The organism is Aureimonas sp. AU4 (assembly GCF_001463765.1).
GTDB lineage: Bacteria > Pseudomonadota > Alphaproteobacteria > Rhizobiales > Rhizobiaceae > Aureimonas.
This window is the reverse complement of sequence record NZ_BBWK01000012.1, coordinates 26,508-44,978: the sequence shown is the minus strand read 5'-3', so window position 1 is coordinate 44,978 and position 18,471 is coordinate 26,508. Positions and strand designations below refer to the sequence as shown.

The window sequence follows — 18,471 nt, the reverse complement described above, 5'->3', positions numbered from 1 at the left end:
CATGCTCGGTCTGCGGCGCGGTACGCGCGACAGTCTCGTCACCATGATCGCCGCGCCCACGGTCTGGGCGCTGCACTTCCTCCTGTCCTATGTCTGGGTGGCGAGCGCCTGCGCGCCCAACGAGAACGTCTTCAAGTCCATCACGACGGCCCGGATCGGGGTCGCGGTCGCGACCCTCCTCGCGCTCGCCTTCTGCTTCTTCGCGGGCCTGCGGGCCTGGCGCGAATGGCGGGAGGCCGGGGGCGAGCCGCCGCACGACCAGCCGACGGAACACGATCGCGAGCGCCAGATGGAGCTTGCCTCCGTTCTCCTGTCGGGCCTGTCGTTCCTGGCGATCATCTTCACCGCCCTGCCGGTGCTGCTCGTATGGGACTGCCGGTGAGCGCGGTCCCCGCTCCCGCACCTGAAGCCGGCTGGCGCCGCCACGCGCCGTTCGGGCTCGGCCTCCTCCTCCTCGCCCTTCTCTGGGGCGGGCCGCTGCCGGCGCGCGCCGAGACCTCGTTCGCGGCCCACATGGTGATGCACATGGGCGTCGTGGCCTTTGCGGCGCCGCTCCTTGCGCTGGGCCTGTCGCGCTCCGGCCTCCTGCGGCGCGGCGGCTCGGGGCGCTTCGTGCTTCTGGCGGCGCTTGCCGAGTTCCTCCTGATCTGGGGCTGGCACGCGCCGGCGCTGCACGACGCGGCGCGGCAGCGCCTCGCGCTTCTCGTCCTCGAGCAGGGCTCCTTCCTGCTGGCCGGCCTTCTTCTGTGGACGACGGCGCTCGGAACGCTCGGCCCCCATCGCCTCGCGACGCGCACGGCGGGCGCCGCCGGGCTTCTCGTCACTTCGATGCACATGACGCTGCTCGGCGCCCTCCTGCTCCTTGCTCCCCGGCCGCTCTACGAATGCGGCGACATCTGCTCGCCCTTCAGCACGCTGACGCCGCTGGAGGACCAGCAGCTCGGCGGAACCATCATGCTGATCGTCGGCGGCTCGACCTATCTGGCCGGCGGCATCGCGCTCCTCGCCGGCGTCCTGAGGCTCGATGCGTCGGAGGCGCGGGCATGAAGCGGACCATTACGCTCACTTGGGCGCGTCTGGCGCTGCTTCCCGTCGCCGGCCTTGCGCTCGCGCTCTTCGTCGGCTGGTCGGGCCTCGTCTCGATCGCGGCCTCCTCGGGCCACTTCAAGGTCGTGGAGTGGTTCCTCCACTGGACCTTCATCAACGCGGTGAAGACGCAGTCGCTGCCGATCTCGGTTCCCGAAGGCGTCGACCTGGCCGACCCGCTCCTCGTCCAGCGCGCGGCGGGCCACTTCGCCAGCGGCTGCGCGCCCTGCCACGGCGCGCCGGGAGAGAAGCAGTCGCCCGTCACGCAGGCCATGATGCCCTGGCCGCCCCGGCTGGAGGAGAATGTCGGCGACTGGCGCGACCGCGAGCTCTTCTGGATCGGCCTGCACGGCGTGAAATATTCCGGCATGCCGGCCTGGATCACGCAAACGCGGCCCGACGAGGTCTGGGCGATGGTCGCCTTCCTGCGCAAGCTGCCCGAGCTGACGCCGGAGGCCTATCGCGAGCTCGCGCTCGACACCTCGGGCGGACCGGCGGCGGTGCCTGCGCTGGCGCTCGAGGCGCTCGGCCAGGCTGCCGACCCGGCGCTCGCCGACTGCGCGCGCTGTCATGGCACGGACGGGCGCGGACGCGGGCCGACGGGCGCCTTCCCGGTGATCGCCGGCCAGCCGGAAGCCTATCTCTACGAGACGCTCGCGGCCTTTGCGACGAACGAGCGCGAGAGCGGCATCATGACGCCGGCCGCCGGCATCCACGACGACGCGACGCTGCGTCGCCTCGCCGCCCACTACGCCGCGCAGGATCCGGCCGGCGCGCCCGCGCCCACCGGCACCGCCCAGCCGGCGGCCGGCGTCACGATCGGCACCGAGGGCGCCGCGCGCCTGCCGCGCAACTCGCTCGCCGCCGACGCGCCCGCCACCGAGCCCGCGCCGCAGGGTCCGGCGGCCGCCGTGGACCCGGCCGCCGCGCACGGCGCCCCGGTCAGTCCGCCGGGCCTTCTGGACCTCGGACGGCGCATCGCGCAAGAGGGTCTGCCGGCCCGCAAGCTCGCCGCGTGCGACACCTGCCACGGCGCGAGGCGCGCCGCCGACAGCGCCAACTACCCGCATCTCGCCGGCCTGCCGGAATGGTACGTCGCGGCCCAGCTCCAACTCTGGCGCGACCACAAGCGCGGCGGAACGCCGTTCAACCACCTGATGGAGCCGATCGCGATCAACCTCACCACCGAGCAGATCGACGCCCTCGCCCTCTGGTACGCTTCGCAGCCGCCGGGCGGCTGACATCGGGGTCCGTAGCCGGCCACGCGGCCTGCCTCTTGCGGATCGCGGCCTCGCCGACAGATGAGCCCCGGCGGCACGGCGTTCGTCCCGGCCGCTGGGAGGACACGCCATGCAATACCGGACGCTGGGCACCACGGGCGCCGTGGTCTCGAACCTGTGCCTCGGCACGATGACCTTCGGCGCCGAGGCCGACGAGGCCGCCTCGCATGCCATGATGAGCCGCTTCGCGGCCGCCGGCGGCACGTTCCTCGACACGGCCGATGTCTACAGCCGCGGCGTTTCGGAGGAGATCGTCGGGCGCTGGCTGCGAGCCAACCCGGACGAGGCCGACCGCATGGTGGTCGCCACCAAGGGGCGCTTTCCCATGGGCGCGGGGCCGAACGACCTCGGCCTGTCGCGCCGCCACCTTGGCCGGGCGCTCGATGACTCGCTGCGCCGTCTCCAGGTGGAGTGCGTCGATCTCTACCAGCTCCACGCCTTCGACGCGCTGACGCCGATCGAGGAGACGCTGCGCTTTCTCGACGACGCGGTGAGCGCGGGCAAGATCGCCTATTGGGGCTTCTCGAACTTTCTCGGCTGGCAGCTGACCAAGGCGGTGCATGTCGCGCGGGCGCATGGCTTCGCCGCCCCCGCGACGCTCCAGCCGCAATACAACCTCCTCGTGCGCGACATCGAGCACGAGATCGTGCCGGCCTGCCTCGATGCGGAGATCGGCCTCCTGCCCTGGTCGCCGCTGGCGGGCGGCTGGCTCACCGGCAAGTATCGCCGCGACGAGCGGCCCACGGGCTCGACCCGCCTCGGCGAGAATCCCGAGCGCGGCATGGAGGCCTTCGGCCCCCGCAACGGCGAGGAGGCGACCTGGACCGCGATCGAGGCCGTGCAGCTGATCGCCGAGTCGCGAGGCGTCACCATGGCGCAGGTCGCGCTCGCCTGGCTCGCGGCACGGCCGGCCGTCACCTCGGTGATCCTCGGCGCGCGCGACACGCGCCAGCTCGACGACAACATGGGGGCGGCCGATCTCGTGCTCTCGGTCGAGGAGACGCAGCGCCTCGACGACGCCAGCGCGCGACCGATGCCCGACTACCCCTATGGCCGGGCCGGCATCGCGCAACGCAACCGCAGGCTGGAGGGCGGTCGCTAGGGAGCGTCGCGTGGAGGCCGGACCGGCTCTCACATCCGGTCCGTGCCGCGGGACACCGAGAGTTGATGCGGGCGGCGCCTTCCCATAAGCCGGAACGCGAGCTTGGCCGACGCGTCGTGGCGCCGGCCGGGCCGAACCGGAGGCTTGGTGGTGGATCGTCCTGAGATCGCGTCGTCGAACGAATCCAGTTGCCCCGAGACCGTCGCCGCGCCGGCGGGCGGCGTCCTCCATGTCTCGCTCGGCGCGCTGCGCGCCAACTACCGGCACCTGCGGACCCTGGCCGGGGGCGCCGAGGTTGCGGGCGTGGTGAAGGCGGATGCCTACGGGCTGGGCGCGCGGGAGGTCGTGCCGGCGCTGGCCGAGGAAGGTTGCCGCAGCTTCTTCGTGGCGCAGCTCTGCGAGGCCGCCCCCCTTCTGCCGCTCCTGCCGGCGGGGGCCGAGCTCTTCGTCCTCAACGGCCTGTCGCCGGGCGCGGAAGGGGCTTGCGCCGCGACGGGCGCGATTCCGGTCCTCAACTCCCTCAACCAGGTGCGGCGTTGGGGCGCCGAGGCCGCGCGGCGGGGCGAGGCGCTTTCGGCCGCCCTCCAGGTCGATTCCGGCATGTCGCGCCTTGGCCTGTCGCCGGCCGAGGTGGAGGCGCTGGCCGCAGAGCCGGCGCTCCTATCGGGCCTGCGCATCGTTCTCGTGATGAGCCACCTCGCCTGCGCCGACGAGCCGAACCACCCCGCAAGCGAGCAGCAGCGCCTCGCCTTCCGCCGGCTTGCCGCCCGGCTGCCGGCCGCGCGCCTGTCGCTCGCCAACTCTGCCGGCATGTTCCTTGGCGAGGATTTCCGCTTCGACCTCGCGCGGCCCGGCATCGGGCTCTACGGCGGCCAGCCGGTCGCCGACGGCCGGCCCAACCCGATGCGGCCCGTCGTGCGCCTTCAGGCCCGCGTCGTGCAGACGCGCGAGGTGCCGGCGGGCTCTGGCATCGGCTACGGCTTCAGCCGCGTGGCGGACCGGCCGATGCGGCTTGCGACGATCGGGATCGGCTATGCGGACGGCTGGCCGCGCGCGCTGTCGAACCGGGCGGCGGCGTTCTTCGGGGCTGCGCGCCTGCCGATAGCGGGGCGCGTCTCGATGGATTCGACGATCCTCGACATCTCCGCCCTCGAGGCGGCACTCCGTCCCGGCGACCTCGTGGATCTCGTCGGCCCGCACCAGACGCTGGACGAGGTGGCCGGGCTTGCCGGCACCATCTCCTACGAGATCCTGACCTCGCTGGGCCACCGCTTCGAGCGGCGGATCGAGCGCGAGGGCTGAACGCCCTCGCGCGTCCGTCGTCAGGCTGCCTGGGCGCGCGCCTCGTGCGTGTCGGCGTTCTCGCGGCTCCAGTCGCGGTACCAGTTCTCGAAAAGCTTGAGCTGCGCCGTGGCGTAGCCGCGCTGCGACTGGCTGAGGGCGTCGCTCTCGTTGAAGTGGAGCTCGTAGGCCCGGTCGCCCTTCTCCACCATGAGGTGCTTGTAGAAGAGGACGAGGTCGGCGCCCTCGTCGAACGAGGAGAGGACGGCCAGCGCCTCCTCCAGCTCGCCCGCCTGCCGGCGCGCCGTGGCGTCGCCCGCGGCCGCGGCCTCGGCCAAACGGCAAAGGTGGAGCACCTCGCGCGGCAGGACGTTGCCGATGCCCGTGATCGCGCCCTTGGCGCCGCAGTTGACGAAGCCGTGGACGACCGCCGTGTCGACGCCCACCATCAGCGTCACCTCGTCGTCGCGGCTGGTGATGGTCTCGGCCGCGTAGCGCAGGTCCGCCTTGCCGCCGAACTCCTTGAAGCCGACGAGGTTCGGATGCTCCGCGCGAAGCGCGAAGAACAGGTCGGCGCGCGTGGCGAAGCCGTAGTACGGGCTGTTGTAGATGACAGCCGGAAGCTCGGGTGCGGCTTCGAGGATCGCCTTGAAGTGGTCGCGCTGCGCCTGCGCCGACGAGCCGCGCGACAGGACGCGCGGGATCACCATCAGGCCCTTGGCGCCGACGCGCGCGGCGTGGCTCGCGTGCGCCACGGCCGACGCCGTGTTCACGGCGCCCGTGCCCACGATCACCGGGATGCCGGCCTTGGCCAGGCGCTCGACGCCCTCCATGCGCTGCGCGTCGGTGAGGAGCGGCCAGTCGCCCATCGAGCCGCAATAGACGACGGCCGACATGCCCTGGGCGATCAGCTCGCGGGCCTTCTCGACCAGCGCGTCGAAGTCGGGCGTGCGGTCGGGGCGGCACGGCGTCATCAGCGCCGGGATCACGCCGGAAAAGATGGATGCGGTCATGACGGGCTCCTTCGGATCGGCCGTCGGGCTCCGCGAGTCCAGCGTCGCGAGCCTCGATCGACCCGCTTATCGCATTCTGTATTTTATTTGTCGACACCCAATGCGACGGTGAGATCGGATCGCCGCGCCAGAAAGGTGCGCACCTGCTCGGCGATCTGCTCGCCGTGCTCGCGCGCCAGCCTGTCCGCGCGTTCGAGGTCGCGCTCCTCGACGGCGCGGATCAACATCTCGTGCTCGTCCACGAAACGCTGCGGCAGGCGGTCGTGGTAGCTGTCGTAGTAGAGGCGCAGGATGCGCCGGCCCTCGTCGAGAAGCCGGCCGAAGAGCGCGCTGAAATAGGGATTGCGCCCCGCTTCCGCGATGGCGGAGTGGAAGGCGGCGTTGGTGGCGATCATGGCGAGCGCGTCCTGCGCCCCGACCGCCCGCGCATAGGCTGTCTGGTGGCGGCGGATGGCCGGCAGGTCGGCCGCGCGATGGTGCTCGGCGGCCAGCCGCGTCGTGACGCGGTACATGAGGACGAGGGCGTCGAAATAGGGCCCGAGGTTCATCGCGTCGATCGGCGAGACCAGCGTCGAGCGGTTGGGCAGGGTCTGCACGAGCCCCTCGCCGCTCAGGCGCACCAGCGCCTCGCGGATCGGCGTCCGCGACATGCCGAAGCGCTCGGCCAGCTGCACCTCGTCGATCGGGCTTCCCGGAGCGAGCGCGAGGCTCAGGATCTCGTCGCGCAGGAGATCGTAGACCATCCGCGCGCCCGAGCCGCGCCGTCGCTCCTCGAGCACGCGGTCCCCTGTGTCGCCCATGGTCGTTCCCTTGTCAGCGGCCCGGCTCGCGGCCGTCTTCCGCTGTGTAAGGTCCGGACCGGCGGCGCGCCAGTGGGGCGTCAGACGATGCCGCCGCCCGACCCCGCGACCGCCGGGCGCTCGGTTGCGACGCGCTGGCGGTAGCCGCTCGTCCGATAGGCGCGGATCGGGTCGATCGCCCCGCCCTCGCGCCGACGCGCCTCGGCCAGAAGCGGCTCCACATCGGTGCGGAAGGCGCTCTTCAGGCGCTCGGAGGCCAGAAGCGCGTCGCCCTCGTCCTGCAGGCCCCGAAGCTCGGCGCGGTCGACGAGCAGCGCCTGCGCATAGGCGCGGCGGATCTCGGCCCCGGAGCGGATCAGGCTTTCGATCGGGTCGGTGACGTTGTGCGACTGGTCGATCATGTGGGCGGGCGCGAGGCGATCCAGCCGCTCGCCCGCTTCCACCAGCTCGTTGAAGACGAGGAACAGGCGGAACGGGTCGATCGAGCCGGCGTCGAGGTCGTCGTCGCCGTAGCGCGAGTCGTTGAAGTGGAAGCCGCCGAGCTTGCCGGCCCGGATCAGGCGCGCGACGATCTGCTCGATGTTGGTGTTGGGCGCATGGTGGCCGAGGTCGACGAGGCAGAAGGCCTTTTCGCCGAGTTCCTGCGCGGCCATCAGGCTCGTGCCCCAGTCCGACACGACCGTGGAATAGAAGGCCGGCTCGTACATCTTGTGCTCGGAGAAGACGCGCCAGCCCTCGGGCAGCGCCTCGACGATCCGCTTCATGCTCTCGATGTAGCGGTCGAAGGCCCGCGACAGGTCGCTCTGTCCCGCGAAGTTCGAGCCGTCGCCGATCCACACCGTCAGCGCCCTGGAGCCGATCGCCTCGCCGATGCGGATCGTCTCGATGTTGTGCTCGACGGCCTGGCGGCGCACCGCCGGGTCGGCGTGGCTGAGCGAGCCGAACTTGTAGGAGAGCGGCTGGTTCGGGTCGCCCGGATGGTCCTGGAACGTGTTGGAGTTCATCGCGTCGAACCGCAGGCCCAGCGCGTCGGCCCGCTCCTTGAGCTCGGTCGGCTCCGCCTTGTCCCAGGGAATGTGGAGCGAGACGGCCGGGCTCGCGCGTCCCAGCGCCTGGATCACGGCGCAGTCGGCGAGCTTCTCGTAGATGCCGCGCGGCTCCCCAGGGTCGGGAAAGCGGGCGAAGCGCGTGCCGCCCGTGCCCGTGCCCCACGAGGGCACGGCGACCGTGAAGCGGGCGACCTTTTCCACCAGCGCGTCGGCGTCGAGCCCCCGCCGGGCGAGGCGCTCGCCGAGCGACCGGAAGTCGGCCTCGTGGTCGGCGCTGAGGCTCTCGTTGTGGCGCTCGATCACGCCGGCTTCGATGGGCGATGTCATGATGCGGGCCCCTCCCAAGGCTCGTTCCGACTCGTAAAGCTATTCAGCGGGTGAAGCTGATCGCGTTGCCGGCGTCGACGTTGACGATGTTGCCGGTGGACTTGGCGGACTGGTCGCCCGCCAGGAAGTAGACCGCCTCCGCGATGTCCTCCGGATAGACCGAGCGCTTCAGGAGCGAGCGGTTGCGGTAATGCGCCTCCAGTTCCTCCTCGCCGATGCGCGAGGCGGCCGCGCGCTGCTCGCGCCACTCGCCCGACCAGATCTTCGAGCCGCGCAGCACCGCGTCGGGGTTCACCGTGTTGACGCGGATGCCCGCTTCCGCGCCCTCCAGCGCCAGGCAGCGGGCGAGATGGATCTCGGCCGCCTTGGCGGTGCAGTAGGCGGACGCCCCGGCGGACGCCGCCAGGCCGTTCTTGGACGAGATGAACACCACCGAGCCGCCGAGCTTCTGCCGGCGGAACAGGCGGAAGGCTTCGCGCGAGACCAGGAAATAGCCGGTGGCGAGGATCGAGATGTTGCGGTCCCAGACCTCCAGCGTCGTGTCCTCGACGGGTGCCGCCGAGGCGATGCCGGCATTGGAGACGAGGATGTCGAGCCCGCCGTAGTCCACGACGGCGTCGCGGAAGCTTTGCGCGACCTCCGTCTCGCTCGTGACGTTCATGCGCGTCCGGCGGATCTGGTCGGCGCCGAAGCCCTTCGCGAAGTCGGCGGCAGCGGTGTCCAGCGCGCCCTCGTCGATGTCGGCCAGGACCACGCAGGCGCCCTCCGACAGGAGGCGCGCGGCGATCGCGCGGCCGATTCCGCCCGCCCCGCCGGTGACCAGCGCGACGCGGCCTTGGAGCGGCTTGGCCTTGGGCATGCGCTGGAGCTTGGCCTCCTCCAGAAGCCAGTACTCGATGTCGAAGGCCTCCTGCTCGGGCAGGCCCTGGTAGGTGTCGACGCCCGAGGCCCCGCGCATGACGTTGATCGCGTTGCGGTAGAACTCGCCCGCGATGCGCGCCGTCGCCTTGTCCCTGGCGAACGAGATCATGCCGACGCCCGGCACGAGGTAGATCACCGCGTTCGGGTCGCGCATGGCCGGCGAGTCGTCGTGCCGGCAACGCTCGTAGTAGCGCGCGTAGTCGGCGCGGTAGCTCTCGATCGCGGCTTCCAGGCCTTCCAGCACCGGCTCGACGCCCGTGGCGGGGTCGAAGCGCAGGACGAGCGGGCGGATCTTGGTGCGCAGGAAATGGTCGGGGCAGCTCGTGCCGAGCGCCGCCAGGGACTCGAGGTCGCGCGAGCCGACGAATTCCAGCACGGCGTCGGAATCGTCGAAATGGCCGACCTTCGCCTCGTCGCGGCCGATATGGGCGCGGATCGCGGGCATGAGCCGGGCGGCCACGTCGCGACGCGCCGATGCGTCGAGCGCGGCGACCGCCTCGCCGCCGAAGGCCGGCTTTCCGGCGAGTGCGCCCTCGAACCACTCGATCGCGCGGTTGATGATGCGCAGCGTCGTGGCGTAGCAGTCCTCCGCCGTATCGCCCCAGGTGAAGAGCCCGTGGCTGCCCAGCACCACGCCCTTGGCGTCCGGATGCTCGGCGGCGAAGCGCGAAAGCTCGAGGCCGAGCTCGAATCCGGGACGGCGCCATTCCAGCCAGCCGATCTCGTCGCCGTAGACCTTTGCCGTGATCTCGCGCCCGTTTCGCGTCGCGGCGATCGCGATCACCGCGTCGGGATGTATGTGGTCGACGTGCTGATACGGCAGATAGGCGTGCAGCGGCGTGTCGATCGAGGCGGCGCGCGGGTTGAGGTTGAAGGTGCAGTGAGGAAGATACCCCACCATCTCGTCCTCGTGCGCCTCGCCCCGGTAGACGTTGCGCAGTTGCTCCAGCTTGTCCTGGTAGAGCGTCGCGAAGCCGTCGAGCTTGATCGAGCCGACGTCGCCGCCCGAGCCCTTCACCCAGAGCACCGTCACGCTCTCGCCCGTCAGCGGATCGCGCTCGGCGACCTTGGCCGAGGTGTTGCCGCCGCCGTAGTTGGTGATGCGCTTGTCGGAGCCGAGGAGGTTGGAGCGGTAGAGGAGCTTGCCCGGCTCGTCGAGCCCGCTCGCATAGGCCTCGTCCCACCGGTTGCGCAGGCGCGTGTCGCCTTGTCCGGCCATCGCATGTCCTCCCCCAACGAGCGGCGTGCCGTCTCGCATCGCCTGCCCCCGATGAAATGCGCCAGCACCGTCCTTTTTGTCAACAAATCCGATCAGGACCGATCGGATATTGCATTGCAGTGAATGAATATGATCGGACGTGATTGACAAGGGTCGCTGCGCCCGACGATCTTCGACGCTGGAGGACCGCGATGCACGAACGGGAGCGACACCGCCTGATCCTGAGCGCCGTGCAGGGCCGCCCGGTCGTGGCCGTGCCCGAACTCGTGGACCTGACGGGCGCCTCCGAGGCGACGATCCGGCGCGACATCGCGGCGCTCGCGCTTCAGAAGCGCTTGAAGCGCGTGCGCGGCGGCGCCGAGGCGATCAACAGCTCGCCCTACGGGCGCATCGGCGGCCCCTCGATCCTGGCGACCGAGGCGCGGCGCCGCGCCGAGAAGCGCCTGATCGCGCGCGCGGCAGCCGAGATGTGCCATGAGGGCGACTCGATCATCATCAACGGCGGGACCACGACCTTCCAGATGGTGCACTTCCTGGGCGACCGGCCGCTCCAGGTCCTCACGAACTCCTTCGTGGTGGCCGAGCACCTCGTGAAGCACGCGCGATGCACGGTGCTGCTGCCGGCCGGCGCGGTCTACCGCGAGCAGGGCCTCGTGCTCAGCCCCTTCGAGGCCGACGGGATCGCCCATTTCGCGGCCCAGCGCATGTTCATGGGCGCCCAGGCCATCTCGGCGCTCGGCATCGCGGAGGGCGATCCCCTGATCGTCCAGAGCGAGCAGCGCCTGATGCGCCAGGCCGACGAGCTCGTGGTGCTCGCCGACTCCACCAAGTTCCGCGCGCGCTCCTCGATGGTCGTGGCGCCGCTCGAGCGCGTCTGCGCGATCGTCACCGACGAGGACATCGACGACGCGGCGGCGCAGATGATCGAGCGGGCCGGCGTGCGCCTCGTGGTGGCGCGAGCGGCGGGCGAGGACGATCGGGCCGCCACGGCCTGAAAAGGGTCGGCACAACAGGAAGACACGCATGAGCGCGCTGGAGAAGATCGCCTTCCGCATGGTCCTGAAGCCGGGCATGGCCGAGGAATACCGACGACGCCACGACGCGATCTGGCCCGAGCTCGTCGCCCTCCTCCGGCAGGCCGGCGTTCGCGACTATTCGATCCATCTCGACGCCGAGACCCACCACCTCTTCGCGGTGCTCTGGCGTCCCGTGGACCACGACATGGACGCGCTGCCCGCCCATCCCGTGATGCGCCGCTGGTGGGACATGATGGCCGATCTCATGGAGGTGCGCGCGAACAACGAGCCGGTCGCCCTGCCGCTCGAGACCATGTTCCACCTCGCATGACGAGTCCTACGCCCCGCCGCATCGCGGTGGTCGACATCGGAAAGACCAACGCCAAGCTCGCGCTCCACGACCTCTCCGAGGGGCGCGACCTTTTCGTGCGCACCGCGCCCAACACGGTGCGCCCCGGCCCGCCCTACCCTCATTTCGACACCGAGCGCCTCTGGGAATTCCTTCTCCAGGCGCTGACCGAATGCGCGAGCGCGCACGAGATCGACGCCGTGTCGGTGACGACGCACGGCGCCTGCGCGGCGCTGGTCGACGCGCGCGACCTCGTCCTTCCGATCCTCGACTACGAGAGCCGCCTGCCGGACGAGCTGGCCGAGAGCTATGCCCTCGCGCGCCCCCCCTTCCGGGAGACCGCCTCGCCGCGTCTGCCGGGCGGACTCAATCTCGGCGCGCAGCTCTTCTGGCTGACGTCGCGCTTTCCCCGCGACGTCGCGCGGGCGCGCCATCTCCTTCCCTATCCGCAGTACTGGGCCTGGCGCCTCAGCGGCGTGGCGGCGGCCGAGGTCACCTCGCTCGGCTGCCACACCGACCTCTGGGACCTCGGCGCGAGCCGACCCTCGAGCCTCGCCCGCGCGCGCGGCTGGGACCGGCTCCTGCCGCCGCTTCGCTCCGCCTTCGACGCGCTCGGCCCGCTGCGGCCGGAGCTTGCCGCGCGGATCGGGCTCGCCCATCCGGTTCCCGTGTTCTGCGGGCTGCATGACTCCAACGCCTCGCTCCTGCCCCACCTCCTGTCGCGCGAGGCGCCCTTCACGGTCCTGTCCACCGGAACCTGGACGGTCGCGATGGCGGTCGGCGGGCGGCTCGACGGCCTCGATCCCGCGCGCGACACGCTCGCCAACGTCGACGCGCTCGGACGACCGGTGCCTTCGGGACGTTTCATGGGCGGGCGCGAGTTCGACGAGCTGACGGGTCGCGAACCGGCGGAACCGACTGCCGAAGACATCCGGCGCGTGCTGGAGCGCGAGATCATGGCATGGCCGAGCTTTGCGCCCGGCACCGGGCCCTTTCCCGCCGGCGCCGGGCGCTGGAGCACGGCGCCGGACGCGCTGTCGCCGCGTGAGCGCACGGCCGCCGCCAGCCTCTACGGTGCTCTGATGACGGAGCGGGTGCTCGCCCTGGTCGGCGCGGGCGGCCCCTCGATCGTGGAGGGACCCTTCGCGCGCAATCCGCTTTATCTCGCGGCCCTGCGGACCCTGAGCGGGCGGGCGGTGCTGGCCTCGGAAGGGGCCACCGGCACGACGGCCGGCGCGGCGCTCCTGGCACAGGGGTCGGGCGCCCGGCCGCAGGCTCCCGCTCATGCGCCGGCCGGCGAGGTCGCGGGCCTCGACGAGCCCTCGCTGCGGCGCTACGCGGACGCCTGGCGGCGGCAGGCGGAGGCGGCCTGAGCCGGCGTCAGGCCTCGGACAGCCGGCGCTCGGGCCGGAGGAGATGGTCGCGCATCGCCGAACGGAAGCGCGCGGCGGTCGGCATGTCCCAGACCGGATCGCCCTGGAGGAAGAGATCCAGAAAGGCCACGGCCTGGTCCGGGTCGTTGGCGACGTTCTCGCGGAACGACCACCAGCTTCGCAGCTCCAGCGCTTCCGGGGCGAGGTGGATGCCCTCCAGCCGCTGCTCCGCCAGGACCTTGTCGAGCACCGTGATGCAGAACTCGAAATAGAAGACGCCCTCCGGCCAGAAGGCGACGAGCCGCTCCTCCGGGCCGGAGGCGGCCGGGGTGGCGACGGCGGGCCGGGCAGCCGGGCGCCGCCGCACCGGGCGATTGCGCACGAGGCTGCCCAGAAGCAGCCCCGCCGAGAAATGGCTGAAGTCGCGAGGGTCGCGCGCGGCCAGCTCGCGCTGCGCGTCGAAGCGGCGGACCCATTCCAGGAAGGCGCGCGTCAGGTCGCGGCGCGAGAGTTCCAGCTGCGTGCCGTAGCGTCGGTTGAACTCGGCGAGGGCGAACTCGACGCTGCGCGAAAAGTCGCCGAGCCGCCGGATCGATCGCTTCCACTGCGATGCGCCCGTGTCGCCGCCCGGAAGCGGCAGGTTGAGCGCGTCGGTCGCGGCCTCGGTCATGGATACGCGCCTCCGGGCGTCAGGGAAGATAGGGAACGGTGCGCCGCCAGCCGGCCGCCAGCGCCTCGAGGCGCCCCTCACGCAGGAGGCGGGTCCAGTCGTCGCCCTCGGCCTCAAGAGCCAGGGCCGCGGCATCCAGGACGTCGCTCGCCGGCGCTCGGCTCTCGCGGCGCACCAGCACCGCCAGCCAGCAGCCGAGCGCGACGCGGGCACCCGTCCCGGCGACGCGCTCCCGCTCGGCGGGCAGAAGGACGGTCGACAGGCAGGGGCGCACCGCGCCGAGGCCGTGGAGTTGACCCGCCATGCGCGCCGCCAGAAGCGCGGCGTCGCCGCCCGGCTGGCGCGCCGGCCGGCCTCCCGCCGCGGCCAGCGCGAGCTCCGAGACGAGAAGCCCGGCCGCGCCCTCGCGATCGAGCACCTCGCGGCAGACGGCGTAGAGGTCGTCGGCGCGGGGCGCCTCCGGGCCGCCGAGCGCGGCGGCCATCCGGTCGAGCCGCGCGCCGAGGTCGCGCTCCTCGCGCGGGCGCACGCGGCTCGCCGCGCGCTCGGCCCGCGTCAGCACCCCGTCGGCCAGCCGTGCCAGGCCCCGCACGGGCTGGGGCGCGCCGAAGAGATGGCTCGACACGAGCCCCGAGCGCGCTTCCAGCCGGATCGAGGAGCGCAGGTCGCGGATGCCCTCCTTCAGCGGCAGCGTCAGGCCCTCGGGATGGGGCAGCATGGCTTCCTCCTCGGTTTTCGGCTCCGGCCGCGCGGGACCGTCGGACCTTGTCCGGTAACGGTCCGCGACACTAGCATGTTTCCATGCGAATCATGAGGGCATCGATGACCCCGATCCTGGCTTCGAGGCGTGGCGCGGGCGCGGCGCGGCGCCCTGCCCGAGACGACGCGCCGGCGGGATCCGGCATCCCGTGCCGGTGACGCGAACCGCGCGGCCCGCCGCCCTCGAGGCCGTCCCCGGCGAAGCCGGCTCGCGCTCCGACCGCATGCGCGTGCGCGCCGCCTGGATGTACTATGTCGAGGAGATGACCCAGAACGACATCGCGACCGCGCTCGGCATCGGGCGCGTCAGCGTGGTGCGCCTGCTCGCCGAGGCACGGGCGCGCGCCGAGGTGCGCATCTCCGTGACGGGGCCGCTCGCCGAGCTCGTGGGCATCGAGCGCGATCTGGAACGGCGACACGCGCTGGCCCGCGCGATTGTGGTGCCGGCACCGGGCGCGGGCGAGGACCCCGCCCCGGTGATCAGCGCGGCGATCGGCGCCTACCTGTCGGAAGCCGTGCGCTCGGGCATGACGGTGGGCCTCGGCTGGGGCCGCACCCTTCTTGACTCGCTGCCCTTCATCGAGGCGCGCGCCCTGGAGGACCTGCGCGTCGTCTCGCTGCTCGGCGGCATCGCCGAGGCCCATCGCTTCAATCCGGCCGAGTTCGCCTGGCGCTTCGCCCAGATCTTCAACGGCGACGCCTTCCTGCTCGCCGCGCCCGCGATCGTCGACAGCGCCGAGACCAAGCGGGCGCTGGTGGAGCGCTGCGGCCTCAAGCCCGTGCTCGACATGGCCGAGGCGCTGGACCTCGTGGTGCTCTCGGTCGGCGGCATCGCGGCCGACGCCACCACCTACCGCACCGGCTTCATCGCGGAAGGCGACCGGCGCTCGCTGGAGCGGGCGGGCGCGGTGGGCGACCTCCTGTTCCACTTCATTGACCGCGACGGCCGTCTGATCGATCATCCCATCAACTCGCGCATCATGTCCGCCGACATGGCCGCCATCCGCCGGGCGCCCGCCCGCGTCGTGGCCTCGGGCGGTCCCGAGAAGATCGACGCCCTGAGAGCCGCGATCGCCTTCGTGCGGCCGACGGTGCTGATCACCGACGAGCGCAGCGCCGTCCGCCTGCTGCGGGAGCCGGAATAAGGTCGTCGCGGAGGTTTTGAACATATTGACATCGTAATGGTCAAATGTTCCTTGATGGGGTCGGCGCGGGATGGGCGCCGACGGGAGGTGCGGTCCATGTGGGGTTGGCAAGGCATCCTGGCGCTTCTGGTCCTGGCCTGGACGCTGCAATGCGCGGGCACGTTCGTACAGGTGCGCCGCTACCGCGCGGCGTTCCGCGAATTGTCGAACGGGTGGTCGGACGGCTGGATGGGCGCGGGCAAGGGCGGCAGCGCCCTGCGCGGCGCGGCGCTCGCCATGGTGGTGATGGGTCCCGACGAGCGGATCCGCCGCGCGGTGTCGATCCGCGGCCGCACGGTCTTCGCGCAAGCCGAGCGCCTGGCACATCTGGAAGGCATGACGGCCGAGGCGCTGCGCGACGAGGCCGCACGCACGCCGAAGGACGCCGTGTCGGCCGCGCTTCTGTCCGCGCTCGACCAGATCGCGACCGTTCGCGCCGCGCAGGCCGCCCGCGCCGAGAAGAGCGCGCAGGGCCGCGCCGACGAGGATTGGGCGGAAGCGCCGGCCTGACCGTGCGCCCTGCCCCTTAGAAGAAGACGATCTCACTCAACAGGCCGGGAGGGGCCCATGATGCTGACGATGCTGATGGCACAGGGAGCGGCCGATATCGCCGCCCATGGTGCCGCCTACGCCCACGCCTTGAGCGACCCGGCGCTCGCCGTGCCGCTCGCCGACGTGGCGGGCCACCACGCGGGGGCGATCGCGGATGCCGGTCACCAGGGCGCGACGCTCATTGCCCAGGCCGCCGATCCCGGCGCCGCCGGCACGGCGCAGGCGACGGCGCCCGCGACCAGCGGGGGCGCGATCTCGGCCGACGAATACGCCCGGCGCGTGCAGCAGCTCTCCAAGAGCGGCAACCAGGAGGAGCAGCTCGGCTGGCTCGCCACGATCGGCCGCCACTTCATCGGCGTCTTTCAGAAGGGCGGCGAGGTATTCCTCGGCTTCGTCACCGGCATCATCCCGACGCTGGTGGTGCTGATGACCGCCTTCTACGCGCTCACCGGCATGATCGGCGAGGAGCGCGTCCACGGCCTTGCCCAGAAGGCCGGCCGCATCGCGCTGACGCGCTACACCGTGCTGCCCGTGCTGGCCATGTTCTTTCTCACCAACCCGATGGCCTACACGTTCGGGACCTTCCTGGAGGAGAAGCACAAGCCCGCCTTCTACGACTCGGCGGTCTCCTTCTGCCACCCGATCCTCGGCCTCTTCCCGCACGCCAACGCCGGCGAGTACTTCGTCTGGGGCGGCGTCCTCGTCGCGCTCCTGGAGCTCGAGAACCGGGGCGTCGTGCCGGCCGGCTACCACATCAACCTCGCCATCTACTACTTCATCGTCGGCGTCGTCGTGATCCTTCTCAAGGGCATCGTCACCGAGCGCATCACCCGCTTCCTCGCCGCGCGCGAGGGGGTGACGCTCTGACGATCGGTCTCGGGAGGACACGCACATGAACAAGACCTTCAAGGCCATCCGCGTCTCGCCCGGCAAGGGCGGCTGGGGCGGACCGCTGGTGATCCAGCCGACGCCCGAGCGCGACAAGATCGTGGCGGTGACGGGCGGCGGCATCCCCGCCGTCGCCCAGCGCCTGGCCGAGCTGACCGGTGCCACCGTGGTGGACGGGTTCCGCAACCCGCCGCTGGAATCCGAGATGGCCGCCGTCGTGATCGACTGCGGCGGCACGGCCCGCTGCGGCGTGTATGCGAGAAAGCGCATCCCCACCGTCAACATCATGCCCGTCGGGCAGTCGGGCCCGCTCGCCCAGTTCATCACCGAGGACATCTACGTCTCGGGCGTGACCGTGGAGGACATGGCTCCCGCCGACGGCTCGGCGGCACCCGCCGGGGCCGCCAGCGGCCAGAGCGCCGCCTCGCCCGCCGCCATGGGCCAGCCCACCGCCGCGCCGCGCTCGTTCTCGTCGGCCGCCGAAGCCAGCGCCGCGCTGGGCGGCTCGCTTCCCGCCACCAACAAGGGCGGCCTCATCGGCGCGATCACGAGCGTCGGCCGCGTCATGGGCCGCGCGGTCGGCATCTTCTTCAACGCCGGCCGGCGCACCATCGACATGGTGATCCGCAACGTCCTGCCCTTCATGGCCTTCGTGACCATGCTGATCGGCATCATCCTCTACACGGGCGTCGGCGATCTCCTGGCGGCCCCGATGGGTCCGCTCGCCAACAACATCGTCGGCCTGATCGTCCTCTCCGCCATCTGCGGCCTGCCGTTCCTGTCGCCGATTCTCGGCCCCGGCGCGGTGATCGCGCAGGTGATCGGCGTCGCCATCATCGGCCCGCAGATCGCCAACGGCACGATCGCCCCGGCGATGGCCCTGCCCGCCCTGTTCGCCTACAACACGCAGGTCGGCTGCGACTTCGTGCCCGTGGGCCTCGCGCTCGGCGAGGCCAAGCCCAAGACCATCGAGATCGGCGTGCCGGCGGTCCTCATCAGCCGCCAGGTCATGGGACCGGTCTCGGTGCTGATCGCCTGGGGCGCGAGCTTCCTGCTCTGATCCGGACGCGGGTCCGGGCGAGGCATCGCTTTGCCCGGACCCGCATCGACCGGCCCCCGGACCGCGGCTATAGGCTCCGGTCCACTCCTTCCCATCCCCTGACGCCGCGCTGCCCCCGCGCGACCGGAGAAGCACGCCCATGACCGCCCATCTGCGCACCACCGTCACCGCCGTCGGCCCCGACGTTCCCGACCTTTTGGAGGGCGGCGTCCTGATCCTGTTCGCCGACGGCGCGCCGCCCGAGCTCGCCGAGGTCTCGGTGCTGCACAGCGTCGTGGAAGGCCCGAGCGACGAGCCGCCCGCCGTCGGTGCCCCGATCCGCGTCGGCTCGGTGCTGGCCAGCCTCACCGGCATCGGTCCGCTTGCCTGGGCCAAGGTGCGCGACATCGGCCATGTCGTGATCAACTTCAACGGCGAGGCCGAGCCCGCGCGGCCCGGCGAGCTGACGGCGAGTCCGGTCGACGGCGGAGAGCTCGCGGCCGCCCTCAGGAGCGGCGCCGAGATCGTCATCGGCGGCTGACGCCGGCCCTTTCCTGCCAGAA

19 protein-coding genes are annotated in these 18,471 nt (G+C 71.7%); 13 read left to right on the top strand and 6 right to left on the bottom strand.

Annotation, left to right across the window (positions count from 1 at the left end; all coding sequences use genetic code 11):
* The first annotated feature begins 1 nt into the window (after window position 1).
* From AUL35_RS04655 to alr, 5 genes are all read left to right on the top strand, one after another.
* Complete coding sequence (locus AUL35_RS04655; RefSeq protein ID WP_062012508.1) at window positions 2–382, top strand: hypothetical protein; 381 nt, start codon at window positions 2–4, stop codon at window positions 380–382.
* Entirely contained in the window at window positions 379–1,047 is a 669-nt protein-coding gene (locus AUL35_RS04650; RefSeq protein ID WP_244493662.1) for a cytochrome c oxidase assembly protein, read from the top strand. Before AUL35_RS04655 ends, AUL35_RS04650 begins: the two co-directional genes overlap by 4 nt.
* Entirely contained in the window at window positions 1,044–2,327 is a 1,284-nt protein-coding gene (locus AUL35_RS04645; RefSeq protein WP_062012504.1) for a c-type cytochrome, read from the top strand. Before AUL35_RS04650 ends, AUL35_RS04645 begins: the two co-directional genes overlap by 4 nt.
* Window positions 2,328–2,436: 109 nt before the next feature.
* Entirely contained in the window at window positions 2,437–3,468 is a 1,032-nt protein-coding gene (locus tag AUL35_RS04640) for an aldo/keto reductase (RefSeq protein WP_062012502.1), read from the top strand.
* A gap of 147 nt (window positions 3,469–3,615) precedes the next feature.
* Window positions 3,616–4,770 carry an alanine racemase gene (gene alr, locus AUL35_RS04635; protein WP_082666113.1) on the top strand — a complete coding sequence of 385 codons (1,155 nt, stop codon included), beginning with the start codon at window positions 3,616–3,618 and terminating at the stop codon, window positions 4,768–4,770.
* A gap of 20 nt (window positions 4,771–4,790) precedes the next feature.
* Here alr and AUL35_RS04630 read toward each other — a convergent pair whose 3' ends face one another.
* The 4 genes from AUL35_RS04630 to AUL35_RS04615 form a co-directional block, all read right to left on the bottom strand.
* On the bottom strand, window positions 4,791–5,762 hold the full coding sequence (locus AUL35_RS04630; RefSeq protein ID WP_062012500.1) for a dihydrodipicolinate synthase family protein: 972 nt from the start codon (window positions 5,760–5,762) through the stop codon (window positions 4,791–4,793).
* A gap of 83 nt (window positions 5,763–5,845) precedes the next feature.
* Window positions 5,846–6,562, bottom strand: a complete 717-nt coding sequence (locus AUL35_RS04625) for a GntR family transcriptional regulator (protein ID WP_062012498.1) — start codon at window positions 6,560–6,562, stop codon at window positions 5,846–5,848.
* Window positions 6,563–6,642: 80 nt separating this feature from the next.
* Window positions 6,643–7,938 carry an L-rhamnose catabolism isomerase gene (gene rhaI / locus AUL35_RS04620; RefSeq protein WP_082666107.1) on the bottom strand — a complete coding sequence of 432 codons (1,296 nt, stop codon included), beginning with the start codon at window positions 7,936–7,938 and terminating at the stop codon, window positions 6,643–6,645.
* 43 nt (window positions 7,939–7,981) lie between these two features.
* Window positions 7,982–10,078, bottom strand: coding sequence for a bifunctional rhamnulose-1-phosphate aldolase/short-chain dehydrogenase (locus tag AUL35_RS04615; RefSeq protein WP_062012496.1), 2,097 nt, complete (start codon window positions 10,076–10,078; stop codon window positions 7,982–7,984).
* A gap of 191 nt (window positions 10,079–10,269) precedes the next feature.
* Here AUL35_RS04615 and AUL35_RS04610 point away from each other — a divergent pair, with 191 nt between their 5' ends.
* From AUL35_RS04610 to AUL35_RS04600, 3 genes are read left to right on the top strand one after another with little or no spacing between them, the layout of a single operon-like run.
* Window positions 10,270–11,073 carry a DeoR/GlpR family DNA-binding transcription regulator gene (locus AUL35_RS04610; protein WP_062012494.1) on the top strand — a complete coding sequence of 268 codons (804 nt, stop codon included), beginning with the start codon at window positions 10,270–10,272 and terminating at the stop codon, window positions 11,071–11,073.
* A 37-nt stretch (window positions 11,074–11,110) separates the two neighbouring features.
* Complete coding sequence (locus tag AUL35_RS04605) at window positions 11,111–11,425, top strand: L-rhamnose mutarotase (RefSeq protein WP_192847044.1); 315 nt, start codon at window positions 11,111–11,113, stop codon at window positions 11,423–11,425.
* Window positions 11,422–12,816: an FGGY-family carbohydrate kinase gene (locus AUL35_RS04600; protein ID WP_062012490.1), complete on the top strand. Its 1,395-nt coding sequence runs from the start codon at window positions 11,422–11,424 to the stop codon at window positions 12,814–12,816. The genes AUL35_RS04605 and AUL35_RS04600 overlap by 4 nt, the downstream gene beginning before the upstream one ends.
* Window positions 12,817–12,823: 7 nt before the next feature.
* Here AUL35_RS04600 and AUL35_RS04595 read toward each other — a convergent pair whose 3' ends face one another.
* Together AUL35_RS04595 and AUL35_RS04590 are read right to left on the bottom strand one after the other, a co-directional pair.
* Complete coding sequence (locus tag AUL35_RS04595) at window positions 12,824–13,486, bottom strand: hypothetical protein (protein ID WP_062012488.1); 663 nt, start codon at window positions 13,484–13,486, stop codon at window positions 12,824–12,826.
* Window positions 13,487–13,505: 19 nt separating this feature from the next.
* Window positions 13,506–14,204 carry a hypothetical protein gene (locus tag AUL35_RS04590; protein WP_062012486.1) on the bottom strand — a complete coding sequence of 233 codons (699 nt, stop codon included), beginning with the start codon at window positions 14,202–14,204 and terminating at the stop codon, window positions 13,506–13,508.
* A gap of 190 nt (window positions 14,205–14,394) precedes the next feature.
* Here AUL35_RS04590 and AUL35_RS04585 point away from each other — a divergent pair, with 190 nt between their 5' ends.
* From AUL35_RS04585 to AUL35_RS04565, 5 genes are all read left to right on the top strand, one after another.
* On the top strand, window positions 14,395–15,390 hold the full coding sequence (locus tag AUL35_RS04585) for a sugar-binding transcriptional regulator (protein WP_244493661.1): 996 nt from the start codon (window positions 14,395–14,397) through the stop codon (window positions 15,388–15,390).
* A gap of 96 nt (window positions 15,391–15,486) precedes the next feature.
* On the top strand, window positions 15,487–15,939 hold the full coding sequence (locus AUL35_RS04580; protein ID WP_062012482.1) for a transcriptional regulator GutM: 453 nt from the start codon (window positions 15,487–15,489) through the stop codon (window positions 15,937–15,939).
* A 165-nt stretch (window positions 15,940–16,104) separates the two neighbouring features.
* Window positions 16,105–16,848 (top strand): PTS glucitol/sorbitol transporter subunit IIC, encoded by a 744-nt coding sequence (locus AUL35_RS04575; protein ID WP_374754477.1) that lies wholly within the window; start codon window positions 16,105–16,107, stop codon window positions 16,846–16,848.
* Window positions 16,849–16,873: 25 nt separating this feature from the next.
* Window positions 16,874–17,929, top strand: coding sequence for a PTS glucitol/sorbitol transporter subunit IIB (locus tag AUL35_RS04570; protein WP_062012480.1), 1,056 nt, complete (start codon window positions 16,874–16,876; stop codon window positions 17,927–17,929).
* Window positions 17,930–18,068: 139 nt separating this feature from the next.
* Entirely contained in the window at window positions 18,069–18,449 is a 381-nt protein-coding gene (locus AUL35_RS04565; protein WP_062012478.1) for a PTS glucitol/sorbitol transporter subunit IIA, read from the top strand.
* Window positions 18,450–18,471 lie beyond the last annotated feature (22 nt).